The 18714-nt window shown below is 41.3% G+C and carries 11 protein-coding genes and 2 pseudogenes; 3 read left to right on the top strand and 10 right to left on the bottom strand.

Annotation, left to right across the window (positions count from 1 at the left end):
- Positions 1 to 13: 13 nt before the first annotated feature.
- Complete coding sequence (locus tag AAHB15_RS15155; protein WP_335575265.1) at positions 14 to 2347, bottom strand: YhgE/Pip domain-containing protein; 2334 nt, start codon at positions 2345 to 2347, stop codon at positions 14 to 16.
- 414 nt (positions 2348 to 2761) lie between these two features.
- On the opposite strand from AAHB15_RS15155, the gene AAHB15_RS15150 reads away from it, so the two are divergent.
- On the top strand, positions 2762 to 4204 hold the full coding sequence (locus AAHB15_RS15150) for a L,D-transpeptidase family protein (protein ID WP_342042731.1): 1443 nt from the start codon (positions 2762 to 2764) through the stop codon (positions 4202 to 4204).
- Positions 4205 to 4336: 132 nt separating this feature from the next.
- Complete coding sequence (locus AAHB15_RS15145) at positions 4337 to 5566, top strand: NAD(P)/FAD-dependent oxidoreductase (protein ID WP_335575263.1); 1230 nt, start codon at positions 4337 to 4339, stop codon at positions 5564 to 5566.
- Between the two features lie 127 nt (positions 5567 to 5693).
- Here AAHB15_RS15145 and AAHB15_RS15140 read toward each other — a convergent pair whose 3' ends face one another.
- The 8 genes and pseudogenes from AAHB15_RS15140 to AAHB15_RS15110 all read right to left on the bottom strand — a co-directional run bounded on the left by AAHB15_RS15140 (position 5694) and on the right by AAHB15_RS15110 (position 16105).
- The gene (locus AAHB15_RS15140) at positions 5694 to 6509 is read right to left on the bottom strand and encodes an EcsC family protein (protein ID WP_342042730.1); all 816 of its coding nucleotides are present in this window, start codon (positions 6507 to 6509) and stop codon (positions 5694 to 5696) included.
- Positions 6510 to 6642: 133 nt separating this feature from the next.
- Complete coding sequence (locus AAHB15_RS15135) at positions 6643 to 7854, bottom strand: chromate transporter (RefSeq protein ID WP_335575261.1); 1212 nt, start codon at positions 7852 to 7854, stop codon at positions 6643 to 6645.
- 52 nt (positions 7855 to 7906) lie between these two features.
- A complete protein-coding gene (locus tag AAHB15_RS15130; RefSeq protein WP_342042729.1) occupies positions 7907 to 9178 on the bottom strand; it encodes a LysM peptidoglycan-binding domain-containing protein in 1272 nt (423 codons plus the stop codon).
- A 101-nt stretch (positions 9179 to 9279) separates the two neighbouring features.
- The gene (locus AAHB15_RS15125) at positions 9280 to 9906 is read right to left on the bottom strand and encodes a PspA/IM30 family protein (RefSeq protein ID WP_342042728.1); all 627 of its coding nucleotides are present in this window, start codon (positions 9904 to 9906) and stop codon (positions 9280 to 9282) included.
- 25 nt (positions 9907 to 9931) lie between these two features.
- A complete protein-coding gene (locus AAHB15_RS15120; RefSeq protein ID WP_342042727.1) occupies positions 9932 to 10276 on the bottom strand; it encodes a lmo0954 family membrane protein in 345 nt (114 codons plus the stop codon).
- A 446-nt stretch (positions 10277 to 10722) separates the two neighbouring features.
- A pseudogene (locus tag AAHB15_RS30205) lies at positions 10723 to 10977 on the bottom strand (C40 family peptidase); the annotation flags it as partial.
- Positions 10971 to 11061 (bottom strand): annotated as a pseudogene (locus AAHB15_RS30200) (NlpC/P60 family protein); the annotation flags it as partial. The pseudogenes AAHB15_RS30205 and AAHB15_RS30200, both read right to left, overlap by 7 nt.
- 1960 nt (positions 11062 to 13021) lie before the next feature.
- Positions 13022 to 16105 carry an efflux RND transporter permease subunit gene (locus tag AAHB15_RS15110; RefSeq protein ID WP_342042725.1) on the bottom strand — a complete coding sequence of 1028 codons (3084 nt, stop codon included), beginning with the start codon at positions 16103 to 16105 and terminating at the stop codon, positions 13022 to 13024.
- Positions 16106 to 16200: 95 nt separating this feature from the next.
- Between AAHB15_RS15110 and AAHB15_RS15105 the strand changes: the two genes are divergently transcribed.
- Complete coding sequence (locus tag AAHB15_RS15105) at positions 16201 to 17028, top strand: TetR/AcrR family transcriptional regulator (RefSeq protein ID WP_335575471.1); 828 nt, start codon at positions 16201 to 16203, stop codon at positions 17026 to 17028.
- A gap of 187 nt (positions 17029 to 17215) precedes the next feature.
- Here AAHB15_RS15105 and AAHB15_RS15100 read toward each other — a convergent pair whose 3' ends face one another.
- Complete coding sequence (locus AAHB15_RS15100) at positions 17216 to 18460, bottom strand: cation:dicarboxylate symporter family transporter (protein WP_342042724.1); 1245 nt, start codon at positions 18458 to 18460, stop codon at positions 17216 to 17218.
- Positions 18461 to 18714 lie beyond the last annotated feature (254 nt).

The following is an 18714-nucleotide window of genomic DNA, read 5'->3' as shown; positions in this document are numbered from 1 at the left end:
CATCATTATATTATTATACCCGCACTTCTGGCTGGCGTTTAAATTTCACGATAAAGAAACTCAAGGTTGCCGCTAGGAATAGAACAAAGAAGACGGCAAGATATCCGATATTCCCCCACATAAATCCAAAGTCTCCCGTTGAAATAACCGCCCTGAAACCAGAAATCGTATAGGTCATTGGCAAGAAATGACTAATATGCTGCAGGAATGTTGGTCCTAGTTCAATCGGATACGTTCCCGCACTGCCTGTTAATTGCAGAATCAAGATAATTACAGCTAAGAAACGTCCCGGATTATCAAGCACCGTCACAAGGAATTGAATGATCGCCAAGAAGGTCCAGCTGGTAATAATACTTAACAGAATAAAAGAAGGAACACTCTTCACTTCAAGCCCGAGGCCTAGAAGCATGACCGCGTCCACTAACAACGCCTGGCCAATACCAACCGCCAAAATAACCCCTGCTTTTCCTAAAAACCAACTAAATCCGCTCTTCGGTTCTGAAGCTGGTTGAAACATTGGGAAAATAACAGACAGCATAAGAGCGCCGACAAATAAGCTAAGTGACAAGAAATAAGGAGCTAAGCCGCTGCCGTAGTTGGGAACATGATTCATCTTCGTACTTTTAAGACTAACTGGTTTAGCAAACATATCAAACACATTGTTATTGGCTTTAACATCACTGGCATCTTTAGCTCCGCTATCTAACTGATCGCTCAATTCCTTCGAGCCATCCGCCAGTTTCGCCATACCGCTGGTTAAATCCGATGATCCATCCGCAAGCTTGGTCATCCCGTTATTCAAGTCCTTTTCACCATTATAAAGCGATGTGGTACCAGACGCTAATTGATTCGCGCCTTGTGCAAGCTTATTCGTCCCATCTTGTAATAAAGTGGAGCCCGATGCTAATTGGCCTAGACCAGATGTCAGGCTGTTTGAGCCATTCACAATTTGACCGAATCCTGTTTGGGCTTCATCAAGCTTGGAGCCGAACTGTGCAAGCCCTTGTTTTAACTGTCCTTGACCGTTTAATACCTGTTTTGCTCCACTTGATAATTGGTTGATACCATCTGCCAATTTCTCTTGACCTTGATTTAGCTGACCCGCGCCAGCAGATAAAGAACCTGCTCCTTGTTTGATTTGGCCAGCACTGCTTGACAAATTACCCACACCTGAAGCGACCTGCTGGGTGCCTTGTGATAATTGCGCCAGGCTGTCCTTTAGGGCCGTCAATTTTGCCTTTTCGGCTGGATCAGTCGAACTATCCGCCATGCTGCTTACTTGACCAAGCAGCTGCTCCAGTCCTTGGCTTACGGAATCGGCTCCAGCCTTTGTTTGGTCTGCTCCTGTCTTCCATCGATCTAGGGAATCAGAGAGCTGGGAAGCACCGTCCGCAAGCCGCTGTGAACCATTTTGCAGACTAGGTAAATTAGCTGCGGCTGAAGCTAAGCCATCCGATAATTGCTTAGTGCCGGATTCACTTTGAGTCGCACCTGTTAATAGCTTTGTGTTGGCCTCTTTCATTTGGGTAAGGCCGGTGTTAAATTGCTCTAATCCGCTTTGAAGCTCTTTGGAGCCAGAAGAAGCCGATACAACCCCTTCTGAAAAGTCAACCGATTTTTTTGCTAAAACTTCAAGATTCTCCTTAATGGTTTTGGTACCGGAATCTACGGATTTTGCACCATCCGCTAATTTTGCCGCACCGCTGCCGGCAGTATTGATTCCATCCGCTAGGTTTCCGGCACCGTCTTTGGCCTCGGTAATTCCATTATGAAGCTCCCCGGCACCGTTACTTGCCTTGTTCAATCCTTCAGCAACATCTTTTAAACTGTCAAACATCGACTCTGCATAGGTTTTCGTGACAGAGCTGGAGACTTCTTCTTTTATTTTTTCAATCGCCGAATCGCCGATTTTCGATGATAAATAGTTATTCCCTTCATTAACGGTATAGATGAGATTTAGTTTTTCAGGATGATCACTTTGTAACGTGGTGGCATTTTTTGAAAAATTTTTCGGAATTTCGATCTCTAAATAATAATCTTGATTTTCTAAGCCTTTTTTTGCCTTACTGGCATTAACAAAATTCCAGTTAAAGCTTTTTTTCTCCTTTAAATTCTCCACTAAATCCTTACCAATCGTTAACTTCTCGCCATTGTAGACAGCCCCTTGGTCGTTATTCACAATCGCCACAGGCATTCGGTCTAAATGGGCATATGGATCCCAAAAGGCCCATAAATAAGTTCCGCTGTAAAGCACCGGAATTGTCATCACACCGATAATAGCGATTAGCAATTTACGCGTGCGAAGGATTTTCAGAAACTCACTTTTCACCGATGTGAAAGCTTTCATGTGATTCACCTCATTATTATTCTATTAAATTCTTAGTGACCAAATTCCCCAATCGGTCATTTTTTTATAAAAAAAATTTCCTTTCATAAAATACAAGTCACTTTTACGTATTCAGCCATAACCATCTCCTGTTAATTGACCATTTTGGTATTTCGGTCATTTATTGGACTGTATTACTATACCACGGCTTATTATTGGATTCAACTATAATTTCCTACTATCACAACTTTATTAAATATTTCACACAGTTACAAATTACGACAAATTCAAAAAAAAAAATTTAGTAGAATAGTTGTAATAATTTAAGTTTATTTTGAGAATGTTGTAATATAATTGTAATGTTTGAAGGAAAAGTGAAAAGTACAGGCGGTTGACGTTAATTGCTTGGTCACCGGGTTGAGGGGGAATTTTTTTATGGAAAATGCGGTAAATGAATCAGTGGAAATGGGTGAACAACGGGTAAAGCCATCTAAATGGTATAAAAACCGGAAGTTTATCACACCAGGCATCATCGTTATCATTGCACTCGCATTTGGCGGAATCAGTTATTATCAGGCAAACCACTTTAATACAAACATCAAGATTAATGGCATTGATGTCAGTGGACTAACCGCAGATGAGGCACTTAATAAATTAAAAACAACTGTATTAAAAAACGAAGTCTATGTCGGCCAACAACAAATTTTAGATGGATCAGATACGAAGATGGGATTTACGGATCAAGACCTGTCAGGTGTTAAAAAAATAGCAAAAAGCCAGCAGACGTTTTTCCCTTCATCAAAGGCAAAAAATTATTCACTTATGCCTACTCAACCAGATACGTATCACAGCCAAGAATTGAAAAAACAATTGGAAGAAAAGCTAATCTCTATGAATAAGAGTTTAAAAGTGCCACAAGATGCACAAGCTCATTTGGAACAAGGTAAAATTGTCGTTTCAAAGAGCATTGACGGGGAGCAATATGATGTCGCTGGTCTAGTAAAGGCCTTCGAGAAGCAAGGATTTACAAGTGAAATCCGTCTGGATCCTGTGTTTATACTTCCCGTCAAAGAAGACAGTGAGGTTGTAAAAAAAGAAGAAGAAAAGCTGCAAGAACTCCTTCAGAAAACCGTTGAATATAAAGTACAGAATCAAGTTTATTCATTAAAAGCCAGCGAATTAATCAAAAGTGCTTCTGTGTCTAAAGATTTAAAAGTTACTATTGATACAGATGATATTAAAAACAAGATTACTGAAATTAATGATTCTCAGTCTACGTTAAATAAAAACTTCACATTTAAGACCCATTCAGGTTCAGTGATTTCGGTTAAAGGACAAGGCTATGGCTGGGCATTAGATGTGGACAAAGAAACTGCACAGGTCCAGGCGGCTTTTGAAAAAGGAACAACGTCCATTTCTGCTTCTAGTACTGTCGGACATGGCTGGAGCGGGGAAGGCTACGGTTATGAAACGACCGCGAACAATGGTATTGGCGATACCTATGCGGAAGTTTCAATTGCCGAGCAGCGTATATGGATTTACAAACATGGAAAATTAGTCGTCACAACGAGTGTCGTGACCGGTAAACACAGTACGGGTGAAGATACCGATAAAGGCGTGTGGTATATCCTCTACAAGAGAACACCAGCCACACTCAGAGGCAGCCATGTTGGCAGCGGGTCATATGAAGTGAAAGTCAATTATTGGGCGCCATTTACAAACAGCGGTCAAGGTTTCCACGATGCCAGCTGGCGGTCAAACTGGTCAAGCAAAGCCTACCTAAATGCAGGTTCTGGCGGCTGTGTTAACACACCATCTAGTGTGATGAAAACAGTCTATAACAACCTCAGCACATACGAGCCGGTTGTTATTTATTAAAAGCGTGGGGACGGTTCTTCTGCTTCGGAAGCAGAAGAACCGTCCCTTTGCATTTCTTGAACAATCTCCTGCATGCTAATCACCTGAATGGAAATAGTAACAGTATCCGTGTAAAAAGTAGGAGGAAAATGAATGAACTTACAATCTGGAACGTATTATTGGCCAATGACTTTTCCCGACGCCCCATCCTATCCATCTTTAGCGGAGAATCTAACTTGTGATGTGTGTATTATCGGCGGTGGAAGCTCTGCTGCCCAGTGTGCCTATTACCTAGCGGATACCGGTTTAAATGTTATTGCCATCGAAAAAGGGAAAATCGGCAGCGGCAGTACCAGTACAAATACGGCACTGATTCAATATTCCGGTGAAAAAATGTTTACTGACCTCATTCATACATTCGGGCAAGAATACATCGCTCGCCACTTACAATTATTAAAAGAAGCGATCAACGAAATGGAAGCCGCTTCAAAAGCTGCCGAAATCGATAGTGAATTCACCCGAAGGGATACACTTTACTCTGCTAGCTGCAAAGAAGATGTGGAGAAACTAAAAAAAGAATATGACTTTTTAAAGGAGCATAACTGCGAGCTGGATTTTTGGACAAAGGACGACATTGAAAGTAAATATCCTTTTAGCCGAGAAGCAGCGATTTATTCATACAACGATGGCGAACTGAATCCTTTCAAGTTTACTCATGCATTGATTGATTATGCCGCAAAAAAAGGCGTTCGTATTTACGAAAATACGGAAATGAATGGTCACCATTACGATGTGGAACAGAAACGGATGGTCATTTCAACGAAGACGGGACACTCGATTAAAGCGCGCCATGTTATTTTCACTGCCGGCTATGAGGGAATCGATATTAAAAAAGAGAAAAAGGCTTCTTTTGTAAGTACCTATACGGTTACCACAAATCCAGTCGATGATTTTTCAACATGGTATAACCGCACACTCCTTTGGGAGACGGCCCGTCCTTATCTATTTATGCGTACTACAGCGGACAATCGTATCATCATCGGCGGTCTTGATGATAATGCAACTTACCCTGATGACCGGGATAGTAAGTTGATGCACAAGAAGGATAAATTGATTGAGGAGTTTAATAAGCAGTTTCCTGATATCCGGGTGCAGCCGGAATTCTATTTGGCTGCTTTCTATGGAGGCACTGTTGACGGCCTGCCGATTATCGGTGTTTATGATGAATATCCAAACAGCTATTTTCTATTTGCTTTTGGTGATAACGGCACTGTCTACAGTCAGCTGCTGGCGAAGATTATTGTCGAAGATATCGTCAAAGGAAGCAGCCAGGATATGGCGTTGTATTTGCAGAATCGACCGCTTTTAAAAAGACATAGATAGTGTATTGGGTGGATAACTCACTTCCACTCGTGGATAGCACCCGTTTACTAGCGGATAACCCGTTTTTGCTTGCTGATGGCGACCGCTTACTTGCGGATAGCACAATTCTTAAAAAAAGAGGACCTGTCTAATCTCGCAGGTCCTTCATCTCTTGCTCCAGCCTCTCCAAAACCCTTCTTTTTCGGTAAAGCATCTCCCCTGTTTCAGCAAGGTCATTAATCATTGACCTGTTGGTAAATGCCCCGAAAATCATCCCGGCCACCGGGACCATTTGAAAAAGCTTCTTCCAGCCAAACTGATCACGGTATGTATAGACAACCTCACGCCAGCCTTGCAGCTGTGAAACCATTTCACCCGATCTGCTCTCTGGTCGACCATACTGGGAAAGCTCATTCAAAATCGCCCGTTTCCCGACAATATCAGCAGATGAAAATTGCAGGCATTTCACAATGAAAACTCGCTCACTTTGCTCGCCTGGATCATAACCATGAATAAGCGCAATTTCCTGTAATGTTTTTAAAGAAATAGCCATTAAAGCCGGGATATCGATCGCAAGCGTAAAAATTCCGCCGATTCCAGTGCTGGCTCCTTGGATGGCAGCAAACTTTTTCCTCTGCTCAGTAAGCTCAATGCTTAACTTATGCATTGTCGTAATAGGGATTTCTTTAATATCCGATACATCGTTGATTGGCTTCCCAATCTCTTTTTCTATTTTTTCAAAAATAGTCTCTTTTTTAATTAAATAACTGCCGCCAGTTTGTATATAAGAACCGATTTCTTCAAGTAAGCTGCCAACTTTGTTATGAATGAATTGAGGAGTTAATTTATCCAGAAGCTTAAATGGCAGTCGGCCCAGCCGCTCCCAAAACCACAAGTCACTTTGGTTTTTTTCCCATTTTTCTATTACAGATAGCTCGTCCAATAATTGTTCTCTAGTTTCCATTTATACATAGCCACCTTTTATCTTTATAAATAGCCGGTTTTATACATACGTAAACTAACTTGTTTGGTTTCAATATATGGAAAGGTGGATGGTGCATGCATCTATGTTAAATCGGCCACGATTTTTACAATCCTTATGAAAGAAACGTTAGTAGCGAACCACCCGCTGCACCAGTAACAACGATGACCCAAGGTGGCAGCTTCCAATAAACTAACATACTAAATAGAACTGCGGCAAAAGCAAAATCCATTGGTTCTATAATGGAACTAGTCCAGATTGGCTGATAAAAGGCAGAAATTAAGATCCCTACCACTGCTGCATTTACGCCCATTAACGCTCCATTAATTTTTTGATTACGCCGTAGAGCCTCCCAAAAAGGCAAGGTCCCAAGAATAAGCAGGAATGCCGGTAAAAAGATTGCGAGCGTAGCAATTAGCCCGCCAATCCCCCCATTCATAACCGCACCTAAATAAGCGGCAAAAGTGAATAACGGACCAGGAACAGCTTGTGCCGCACCATATCCCGCAAGGAATACTTCTTTACTGATCCATCCGTTCGGTACAAATTCCCGTTCAAGCAATGGCAGTACTACATGTCCCCCGCCAAAAACAAGGGAACCAGACCGATAAAAACTATCAAAAACCGCAATCCAATGCCACGAAGTAACCTCTCTTACTAGAGGAAGAAGGATCAGTAATGTAAAAAATAAGCTTAAACAAATAACGCCAAACCTACGCGATATAGGAAATTGATTTTTAGAATCTATATTTCCATTGTTCTTAGAGTAGATAAGAAAACCAAAAATGGCTGCAATCAAGATGACCACTACCTGAGTGTATGAGGTTTGCCATAATAACGTGGCAATCAATGCGAATAAAGCAAGCGCTTTTCTTTTTAAATCGGGCGTCAACTTTTGGGCCATGCCTAAAATAGCCTGCGCCACAACTGCAACAGCTACAACTTTTAAACCGTGAATCCAGCCAGAATTCTTAATGTCTATTCCTTGCAAGATCAACGCAAAGATAATCAGAGCTAATACAGATGGTAACGTAAATCCAAGAAAGGAGATAATGCCACCTAAAACACCCGCACGCATCACACCAACTCCAATTCCCACTTGGGAACTAGCAGGACCGGGTAAAAACTGACATAGAGCCACTAAATCAGCATAACTTTTTTCATCCATCCACTTTCTACGTCTAACATACTCCTCGTGAAAATAACCTAAATGAGCGATCGGCCCGCCAAAAGAGGTTAATCCCAATTTTGTTGATACCAGCCATAGCTCTACTAAAGTCTGCATAGAAGTCCTTCTCTTGTCTTCTCTAACAGCTTCATGTTTCATTGATTCTCCCCCCTTTTATCCAAAATCCTCTTAGCTCCACTGTAATTAGAAGTTATTTTCCCCTGTTTTTAATAATTGTTATATCCCTATTTAAAAATACCCAATTCTGGGGTGCCGGTAAACTGATTTGCCAAAAAGTAGTTCCAACTAACTTGTGAATATCAATCAGTTTATATTTTTCAATATAACTTCGAATGTCTTCGAACCAAACCACATGCTCTACCGTCCCGGCCCAATAACGATACAAGGGAGATCTCGCTGTAGGATCAAATTGAATAGGCTCTCCAACAGAGATGGCTTGATTTTGGGCAGCCAGCACAGACATTCCTTGAGCTGCATTTGTAGTGACCACCTTGTCATAGCCATATAATGCCATTGCCATTAACAGTTTTTGGGGATGAACTTGAGTAAGTGCATACTTAATCACTTGTTCTACCCATTCGTAGGGTGAGATTGGATCAGGCGGGCCACCCGGGTAGCCATAATCGATTGTCATGACCGCCATAAGATCAGCAACAGTTCCTATTGCCCCATAATCATAAGCCCCCACAATCCGATTGGTCGGTAAATCGGCTGCTTTGGCGTGGACGTTAACATTTAATAGTAAATCTCCTAATTGTTTCTTTAGTTCTAATAAAAGCATAGTAAAATCATCTCGTCTTGCCGGAGGAATAAATTCAAGGTCAAGACTTATTCCTCCAAAACCTCTACTAGTCGTGAGATTAACGATGCTTGTAACTAAATTCTGTCGATAGGTTGCGTTTCCCAGAACCACTCCTGCTAACTCAGCACTGAACCCACTAGTGGTATAGTTTCGGATCATTAATAATGGTGTAATATTTAGTTGTCTGCATTTAGTAATGATGGCAGAATCATCTATCTGGGCGAAGGCGAAACCCTCACTGGTAAAGGCATAGTTCACGATCGCTAAATAGGTTAATTGATTGGATAGTGAATCTAATATGGAAAGGTTAGTTCCTGAGGGAACATAAAACCCAACAGTACGAATGGATAATTTGCTTGGGGAGGGAATGTTAATCACCTGGCCGATTTTAAGTTGTTTCATATCTATTCCTGGATTCGCCGTACTGATCAAGGAAGGACTCGTGTTAAATTGTTGGGCTAATTGCCATAGGTAATCCCCAGCTTTTATTTGATAGGCCCTTATTGGCTGACTATTGTCCGGAATATAAAGAGCCAGTCCGGGAACAAGGGCTGGGGTAGATGGTAACCCGTTTACACTAACGATGGTTTTCATTGACACATTATACCTTTGGGAAATAGACCACAGATTTTCACCAGTACCAACGACATGTACCGTCATCCAATCACCTCTTCCCTAACATCATATTAGCGAGTGAAATTAATATACTGGTGTATGCAAAAGAAAAACGGACTTTTTTCACAAGCCCGTTTTTCTTTATTCTACTTCTCTAGCTTTTTCTCTAGCTGCGCAATTCGTTCATCAATGGTACTGCTGAAGAAAGAACTCTTCACCTTCTGCTCTAGTCTGTCCATATAACCTTCAATCTCCTTGAATTTTGAAAAGGAAGGATTCGCGTAAGAATTCGGTTCTAATATCTGGTTCATTTCCAAGTTAGCGCGGGTTACATTTTCCCTCCCCATTAACTCCATCCGGCGAATTTGCATATCCTTCACTCTTCGCTTCATCTCTTCATACTTTTTTTCCAATTGAGCAAGCTGCTCGGTTACTTGAGTGAGTGAGGCTTGCAGGCGCTGGGTCCGTTCTTCATAATGCTGTTGCTCGGCTGCAGCAAATTGGTAAAGCTCTGTTTCCCCAGCCGATGAGGCAACCTCTGCTTGATGCTTTCTTTTTTCAGCCAATTTTATTGCTTCACTATATTCTCTTGTAAATTCATCTCGCAACTGAGTTTGACGACCCACCAACTTGCCGACCTTCTCAGTTTCCCGCTCGCATTCGCGCAGGTATTGGTTGAGCATGGCAATCGGGTTTTGATTTTCCTTTTTATTAAGGGCCTCATTTAAATCCGCTATAATGATGTCTTTAATTCTTGTTAATAAGTTTGTCATGTTAAATCTCTCCTTTTAATAAAAATTATTTTTTAAATTCATTCCACTGCTTTTCAAAGTTTACAAATGGATCGTTATCATTGAATTTGGGTGCCTTTTTGGTTTTGTTCCATTCTTTATAAACTAGGTAAAGCACATAAGCAGCGGCCGCTCCTATTAAAGCTGGGATGTGGTGGATGGTGGAAGATAGTACAATTAAGCCCATAATGACTAGACCAATCTTCCAAGCAATCGAATCCGTTTTGAGAAACTGTCTAAAGATGAAGTAAAGTAACACGAGACTTACCAGTAATCCAACCATTGGGCCGATGGAGTGGAGCAATATAAGAGCAGCCAGCCCGCCTGCTAAACATAAACCAAACTTTTTCATTTTAATTCCTCCTTGGAATTGTTCATGTATTTGTTTCTTTATCTTGATATCATCTTACCTTTTTTCTTTCATCTCCATAATTGCGCTAGAGCTTGATTTTTATATAAGACCTGAGACGTAGTTGAGATGAGACCTGATAAATGGGGCATTGAGGTGAATTAATTTTGCCCATGAAGGGTGAGTTTGGGTAGGAACCGTCAAAATAATCTATTTTTATGACTATGTGAGTGATTTTCTAGGCGAAACGGGCACAATTAATCCTTTTTGTTACCTTTTGAGAGTATTTTCTAAAAGAACGGGCACAATATTTCTTCTTTATGTCCATGTGAGAACATTTTCCCAATACAACCTGCACAAAATGCTCACTGACATTACCCAGGATGTTTCCTTTATGCACAAAAACCCTACAAGCAATATGCTTGTAGGGCTTACAGTGTCAGGCACCATTAATAAGGAGATTTTGCACCAAGGTATCTAGTTTTCCAATAAGAAGATGTCATATCGGAAATAGTTACGCCCGTCGATGCTGCGCTGATGAATTTGTTGTCTCCTAAATAGATTCCAACATGGGATGGTCCGACTTTATAGGTTTCAAAAAAGACTAGGTCACCCACTCGTGGCGAACTGACTGGTGTTGCCGCATCCCATTGTGTTGCAGCTGTACGTGGTAAGGAGATTCCAAATTTATTGAAAACATATACTGTAAAACCACTGCAATCGAATCCTGCTGGAGTGTTTCCTGCCCATTTATATGGGGAACCAATATATTTTTTAGCCTCAGCGATAACTCCTTCAACAACTGAAGTAGATGCGGTCGCTGGTTTTTGTGCTGCTTCAGTAGAAGTAGCTGGCTTTTGAACTGAAGCTGAATTAGACGCTGCAGTTGATTCTGATGTTGTTGGTGCTTTTGCTGTTGTTGCTGTTGATCCTGATGTTGCTGGTGCTGCCGGTGTTGCTGATGTTGCCGGTGCCGCCGGTGCTGCTGATGTCGCCGGTGCTGCCGGTGTTGCTGATGTTGCCGGTGCCGCCGGTGCTGCTGATGTCGCCGGTGCTGCCGGTGTTGCTGATGTTGCCGGTGCTTCCGGTGCCGCTGATGTCGCCGGTGCTGCTGGTGTTGCCGGTGCCGCTGATGTCGCCGGTGCTGCTGGTGTTGCAGGCGTTGCCGGTGTTGCAGCCGTTGCCGGTGCTGCTGGTGTTGCAGCCGTTGCCGGTGTTGCAGGCGTTGCCGGTGTTGCCGTCGCTTTTTCAGTTGCTGCCGTTGAACCGGATGTTACTGGTGCTTTTTCCGGTGTTGCAGTTGACCCTGAAGTTGCCGGTGCTTTTTCCGGTGTCACAGTCGATCCGGATGTCACTGGTGCTTTTTCAGTTGCTGTAGTATTTGAAGCTGTAGTAGCGCTTCCTGTTGCAGCTGTATCTGATTTTGTCACAGTGATAGTATTAGCCCCATTACTACTCACATTTAACGTCTGCCCAGCATAAATAGTGTCAGAGGTTAATTGATTCATAGATTTAAGTTGAGGAACGGTTACATTAAAACGCGCTCCGATTACAGAAAGCGAATCACCTTTTTGAACGGTATAAGAAGAATTACTTACACTCGTTTCTGCTACCTTCAATTGCTGACCAGCACGAAGGAAACTTGATGTCATACCATTCAAGCGTTTTAGTTCACTTACGGTCGTACCATTATCTCTTGCAATCGCCCAAAGACTATCCCCTTTTTTTACCGTGTAAGTAAGTGATAGTTTTTGATTGACATAGATTGTATCACTTGATAGAGCATTCCACTCTTTTAATTGATTTATAGTCACATGATTTGATTGAGAAATTTTCCAAAGGCTGTCTCCTGGCTGAACCGTATATGCGGGTTCCTGTGCACTTGCAGTGGCCCCAAAAGCAGTAAGAACGAGCCCGGCAGTTGCAGCGGCTGTTACTAAATTTTTCTTCACTTTTAATAATTCCTACCTTTCCTTTATTTACTTCAATAGTCATATTAATGCAATTTTCGACAAAAAACATCCGACAAAAGTGGTAGTTTGCTAGAACAGATACTGAAAAGGTAGGACTTTTTATAAAGAAAACGCTTTTATTAAAAACTATAAGAAAAGCGCAAGCCCCTTGGTCAGCCCCGACAAGCATAAGACGCTCAGGGAAAGAAGGCGTTCTTTGCCTTCATTCCCTGAGTGGCAGTAGACCATCGAGGGGCTAGGCGCTGGAGCTAGACAATTCTCAAAGTTAAAAACTTTTATAATTTCTTATCTCAAAATAAAAAGAGAAGTGCTGTGAACACTTCTCCCTGTAACATCAACCATTATCTAGTTCGATACCAGACGAAAACATCTCTCCCAGATACTCGGCATGCGCTAAATACTGCTCCACAAATTCCGCTAAGGTAATGGGTATCCCGGTATCTACTAACCAATAATCAAAACTTATCGCTATATTCTTTTTAATGATATCATTTTGGCTCCAGATTGGGGCAAGCGGATGATCAATACCGGTGAGGACCTCAGAAATCTCTTGGATGGTCGTTATTTATAACACCCTCTTTTCAAAAAATGGAAACCTTTTTATTTAATGTATGTAACAAACAAAATTTAACTCACATTAAACAAACCTTAGGTACCTATTTTTAAAAAAGCTGATAAAAGGATCAAAACCGCTGATATCTTCCCAAAAACCGCCGATAAACTGTTTCTCAGCTAAAAAAGCCCTACAAGACGCATCATCTTGCAGGGCCATTTCTTAGTTTTCTTGTTCTTCGCGTCGATTTTTCTTAAATAACTTCGATAATACCTCATAAACAATCGGTACCACGAACAATGTTAACAATGTTGAACTTGTTAAACCGCCAATAACGGTAACTCCAAGTCCTTTCGAGATTAAACCGCCGCCACCTGAGCCAAGCGCTAACGGAATTAGCGCACCAACCGTGGCAATCGCCGTCATCAGGATTGGACGTAAACGGGTCGCCCCCGCTTCCAGTACCGCTTGACGCATCGTCAATCCATCACGTTCCATATGAATAATTCGGTCCACGAGTACAATCGCATTCGTTACGACGATACCAATCAACATCAAGAGACCCATCATAACCGAAACCGAAATCGTCTCACCGGCAATCAACAGACCGACAAACGAACCGATTACCGCAAACGGTAACGAGAACAGAATCGCAAATGGTGCGACACCTTCACGGAAGGTTACCACAAGGATGAAGTACACGATCGCAATCGCCGCTAGCATCGCAACACCAAGCTGCGTAAAGGTATCCGTCATATCTGCCTGCACACCTGCAGTGCCGACCGTAACACCTTTTGGCAAGTCAAGTTTATCTACTTCTCTCTTGAGACTATCCGTTACAGCTTTAACATCCTTACCAAGGACAGTTCCAGAAACACTCGCATAGTACTCACCCTTGCTGCGTGCCAGTGTATTTAACGTAGTTCCTTTTTCCACTTTTACAAGCTTTGAAAGCGGAACAGTGGCACCCATCGCTGTTGGGACTGGCGTTTTTAACATGTCATCAATCGATGCCGGCTGTTTCGACTGCTCTTGCTGAACGATAACATCCAGGGATTCACCGTTTTTCTCGATCGTCGTTAACACATCCTGTGTCTTCGTTGGATTCAGCATCATCACAAGCTGACCTGTGGTTAACCCATATTTAATCAAATCATTCTGGGCTACTTTAAAGGTGTATTCGACATAAGGATCTTCTGCACTAGACGTAACATCCTTAAGACCCTTATCCTTCTTCAATACCTTTTCAACCTTATCAACCGATTGGTAGAGTTTATCTAGGTTGTCACTGTAGAAGGTATAGCTTACCTCATTGGAACCAACGGATGTGGTACCCATGTTTTGGCTCTTCCATGTGCCCGATTGATCAAGATTTTTCACATACTTCTCAATTTCCTCTTTTACCTTAGGGAAATCCTTTGTATCCGGATCAAAAATTAGATACATTAAGCCCCCGCCACCGCTGCCGCCAAACATGGCAGTGGATGTGTCCGCTTTATCGGTCACCGATAACTGAACGATATCGATATCATCCCGTTTCATCATCTTATCTTCAACGTATTTAACGTTCTCTAGAGTCTCATCCTTTAACTCACCTGCTTTAGGTGTATAGGTTAAATACATCATCTTTTCTTGTTCACTGCCCATGAAACTAAAGCCGATTAATGGCGTCAGCGCCAAACTGCCAGCCAATAACACCACCGCAATGATGGACGTAATGACCTTATGATTAAGCGCCTTTTCTAGCCCCCACTTATACCATTTCGCTAGCTCGCCAACTTCTTTATGACGTTTACCTGTCTTTTCCCCATATAACTTTTTCTTAAATAAGGTATGGGACAGAGCTGGCACAACGGTAATAGCGACGAGTAACGAAGCACCCAGCGCAAACGTCATCGTTAAGGCAAACGGTGCAAACAACTCACCAACCATTCCACCTACAAAAATCAATGGTGCGAATACCGCAACCGTTACTAATGTTGATGATAGGATTGGTTTAAACATTTCAATCGTCGCTTCACGCACAAGGGCGCGGCCATTTAATTTCTCTTCTTTTAAATGCAAGCGGCGATAAATATTTTCTACGACAACGATTGAGTCATCGATGACCCGGCCGATTGCTACCGTAATTGCTCCAAGTGTCATAATATTAAGCGTAATATCGAGCCAGTGGAGAATCAATAACGCCATAAAAATCGAAACTGGTATCGAGATAATTGACGTAATCGTTGATTTTAAACTTCGTAAAAATAATAAGATAATCAATACGGCAATGAAACCGCCAAACACAGCTTTTTCCACCATGGTGGAGATAGATTCTTGTATTGGTTTACCTTGGTCAAGGGTCACATCAATATGTAGACCATCGATTTTTGACTTTTGCTCTTTTACCAGATCCTTGACACTGTTAACGACATCAACTGTGTTGGCACGCTGCTCTTTCACGATTTGAATCGCAATTGCTTCTTTCCCATTGGTGCGGGAAACGGACTGCACTTTACCAACAGTTTGAATCGTAGCAATATCGCTTAATTTTACAAATGGGGATGGATGTGTTTTAGTCGGTGTAACAGGAATGATCGTATTCTTTAATTCATCCGCTGTCATATATTTACCGTCAATAGCAACAGCCTGTTCCCCTTCTTTAAACTGATAAAGGCCTAAAGAAACGGCCATATTGCTGGCTTGAATCATTTGTTTCACTTTATCTTCCGTTAGACCAAATTCTTTCAATTTGGCTTGGTTATAGGTAAGGTCAACTTCATCGATATGCTGGCCTGTAATAGTGGCAGAAGCCACCCCATCGATTTTTTCAATCTTCGGAAGTAGGATATCTTCTACGGTTGAAGTTAAATCTACAATATCTTCTTTTGAACTGCTCACACTGAGAGCCACAACCGGCATCATGTTCATACTGATGGCCGTAACCTTTGGTTCTTGTGCTCCATCTGGTAACTTCACGTCATCTAATGCTGATTTCAAGGTACGTTTTGCCTCGTCCATATCAATACCGTATTCATATTCGACCTGAATACTTGACATGTTCGAATATGAATTGGACTGTACCGATTTCACATGATCAAGACCTTCAGCTGCTTTCTCGATTGGCATCGATACATCTTCCATTACCTTTTTAGGAGTGGCCCCCGGATAAACGCCTGTCACCATCAGGTACGGAATTGATATATTCGGAATCGTTTCCATATTCATTCGTGTCCCTGAATAGATCCCAGATACTGTAATGATAATCGTTAGCAGCCAGACGGCTAGTTTATTCCCAAGTACAAAATTCGCTATCCCTTTCACTGTTACACCTACCCTTGATTGACTTACTTAGCTCAATTATTTATAATAATGACCAATCAGTCATTTGTCAATAAATGACGTTAGGAGCGGGTACAATGAAAAAACAACTAATTATGGAAAAAGCACTTGAACTTTTTGCTAAGCAAGGGTTCGAAGCAACCTCCGTTCAACAGATAACTGAACATTGCGGCATTTCTAAAGGAGCGTTTTATTTGTCTTTTAAATCGAAAGACGAATTGATTCTGGCGTTGATTGACCACTTCATGAATCAAATGACCTCTGATATTGACTATGTAGTCAGAAATACAAACAAGGACGAACTTTTATATAAATTTTACTTCACCATCTTCCAGACTTCTTACCAGCACTCAGATTTCGCGAGATTACTGATGAAAGAGCAGTCCCACACCTTTAACAATGACCTTCTGGTAAAAATGCATTACTATGATCGCTTACTCGATAACACCATTCTTTACATGGTGGATCAACTATATGGTAAAGCAGTCACGGAAACGAGATATGATTTGGTGTATTGTATAAAAGGATTCATTCACACCTATTCACACTTAATTTTCTTTTACCACGTCCCTCTCAATTTGGAATTACTGTCACAGTCACTTGTAGAAAAAACAAACTTGCTTGCGCAGCATACGACTGTCCCGTTTATTTCGGAAGAGTTAATCCAAATGTTTAAGAGTCCGGTAAATGAAGAAATCACTAAGGAACAAATTCTTGAAATCATTGAACAGAAAATGGAGGAAATGGAGGAATCAGTGGAGAAAGAATCACTGCTTTTACTGAAAGAGCAGCTGGTGGAGCCGACCTATCGTCCTGTAATCATTAAAGGGCTGATTGAGAATATCCGCAAATCTCAGCATTGTAAATGGATCTCCTTTTTACTTGGTCGGTTTTATAATTTTTAAAAAAGCAGAACACTTATACGTGTTCTGCTTTTTTTATGTAGGACAATTCATCCCTGATTCAAGCCGTTTTGTCCTTCATCCACCTTTTATAGACAATCCTTCGTAAAACCCAATAACAACCTTATCCACGCCTTTTTAAGAAACAAAAAAGACAGAGTGCAATCTGCATCTCTGTCCCCCCCAACAATTAAGCTGCTAAGTTACTTTCATCCTTAAGCTTATGACCTTCCCATTTTGAGATCACAACTGCAGCTAAAGAGTTACCAACAATATTTACACATGTACGAGCCATATCAAGAAGACGGTCAATACCAGCGATAAACGCAAGACCTTCAACCGGAATTCCTACGCTTCCTAACGTCGCAAGTAGAACCACGAAAGATACACCTGGAACACCCGCAATACCTTTAGACGTTACCATCAAGACAAGCACTAACGTAATTTGGTGAGTAATACTCAAGTGAATTCCATACATTTGTGCAATGAACAATGCCGCAATCGCTTGATAAAGCGTGGATCCATCAAGGTTAAACGAGTAACCGGTTGGAATAACGAAAGAAGTAATCGCCTTCGGACAGCCAATCTTTTCCATTTTTTCCATGATTTTCGGAAGAACAGTTTCCGAGCTGGCTGTTGAATAACCAAGCAATAATTCATCTTTTAAGTAGGCTAAGAATTTGAAGATATTTACTCCAACAATTCTAGCTGTTATCCCAAGGACAACCAAAATAAAGAAGAACATCGCGCCATAAACAACGATAACTAATTTTCCTAATGGGATAAGCGAAGATAAGCCGAATTTTGAAACTGTCACGCCGATAAGTGCAAAAACACCCAGTGGAGCGAATTTCATAACTTGGTTAGTTACATAAAACATTGCATCGGCCGTACCTTTAAAAAAGTTGATAATTGGCGTGCCCTTTTCTCCAATCGCCGCTACACCAAGACCAAACATAACCGAGAAGAAAATGATGGCTAACATATCACCATTTGCTAATGACTGAATGATATTCGTTGGAACGATATTAACAAACGTATCAGCAAAAGAATGAGATTCAGTGGTTTTCGCTGTTTCCACATACGTATTGATATCTGTCTTCGTAAGGTGGGAACGATCAACACCAGTTCCTGGGTGGAAGACATTAGCAAATATTAAACCGACCAGTATAGCAATAGTTGTAATAATTTCAAAATATAAAATGGTTTTTCCGCCTAATTTACCAAGCGATTTCGAATCGCCCACACCGGCAACCCCTACAATAATACTTGAGATAACAATTGGGACAACGATCATTTTGATTAAGCGTATGAAGATATCACCAATCGGCTGCAGGTAATCTGCTATATGAGTGTTACCGTAAAAGATAGCACCTACTATAATACCTAGTGCTAAACCAATGAAAATTTGCCATGCAAGACTTATTCTTTTCATAACCTCTCCCCTTCTCATTAAGAATGTATTTAGATTATTACTATATATATAAAAGCATAAATTAAGTTTAATCAATATCATATCATGATATCACAATATAATTCTAGACATTTTTTTCGATATGCACAACACTGAAAATAATGGCAGCCTCCAAATTTAAGTGTTTTTAATAATATAGCAATAGTATTAAATCCCTGTGAACAAAGTAACAATTAGATATTTCAGGATATTTACAATGGATATTTATACCTATT

Origin of the sequence: Bacillus sp. OTU2372, from assembly GCF_038440275.1 — a bacterium.
Lineage (GTDB): Bacteria > Bacillota > Bacilli > Bacillales > Cytobacillaceae > Neobacillus > Neobacillus bataviensis_B.
Note: the sequence above shows the minus strand (reverse complement) of the source record. Positions and strands in the feature narration are given on the sequence as shown.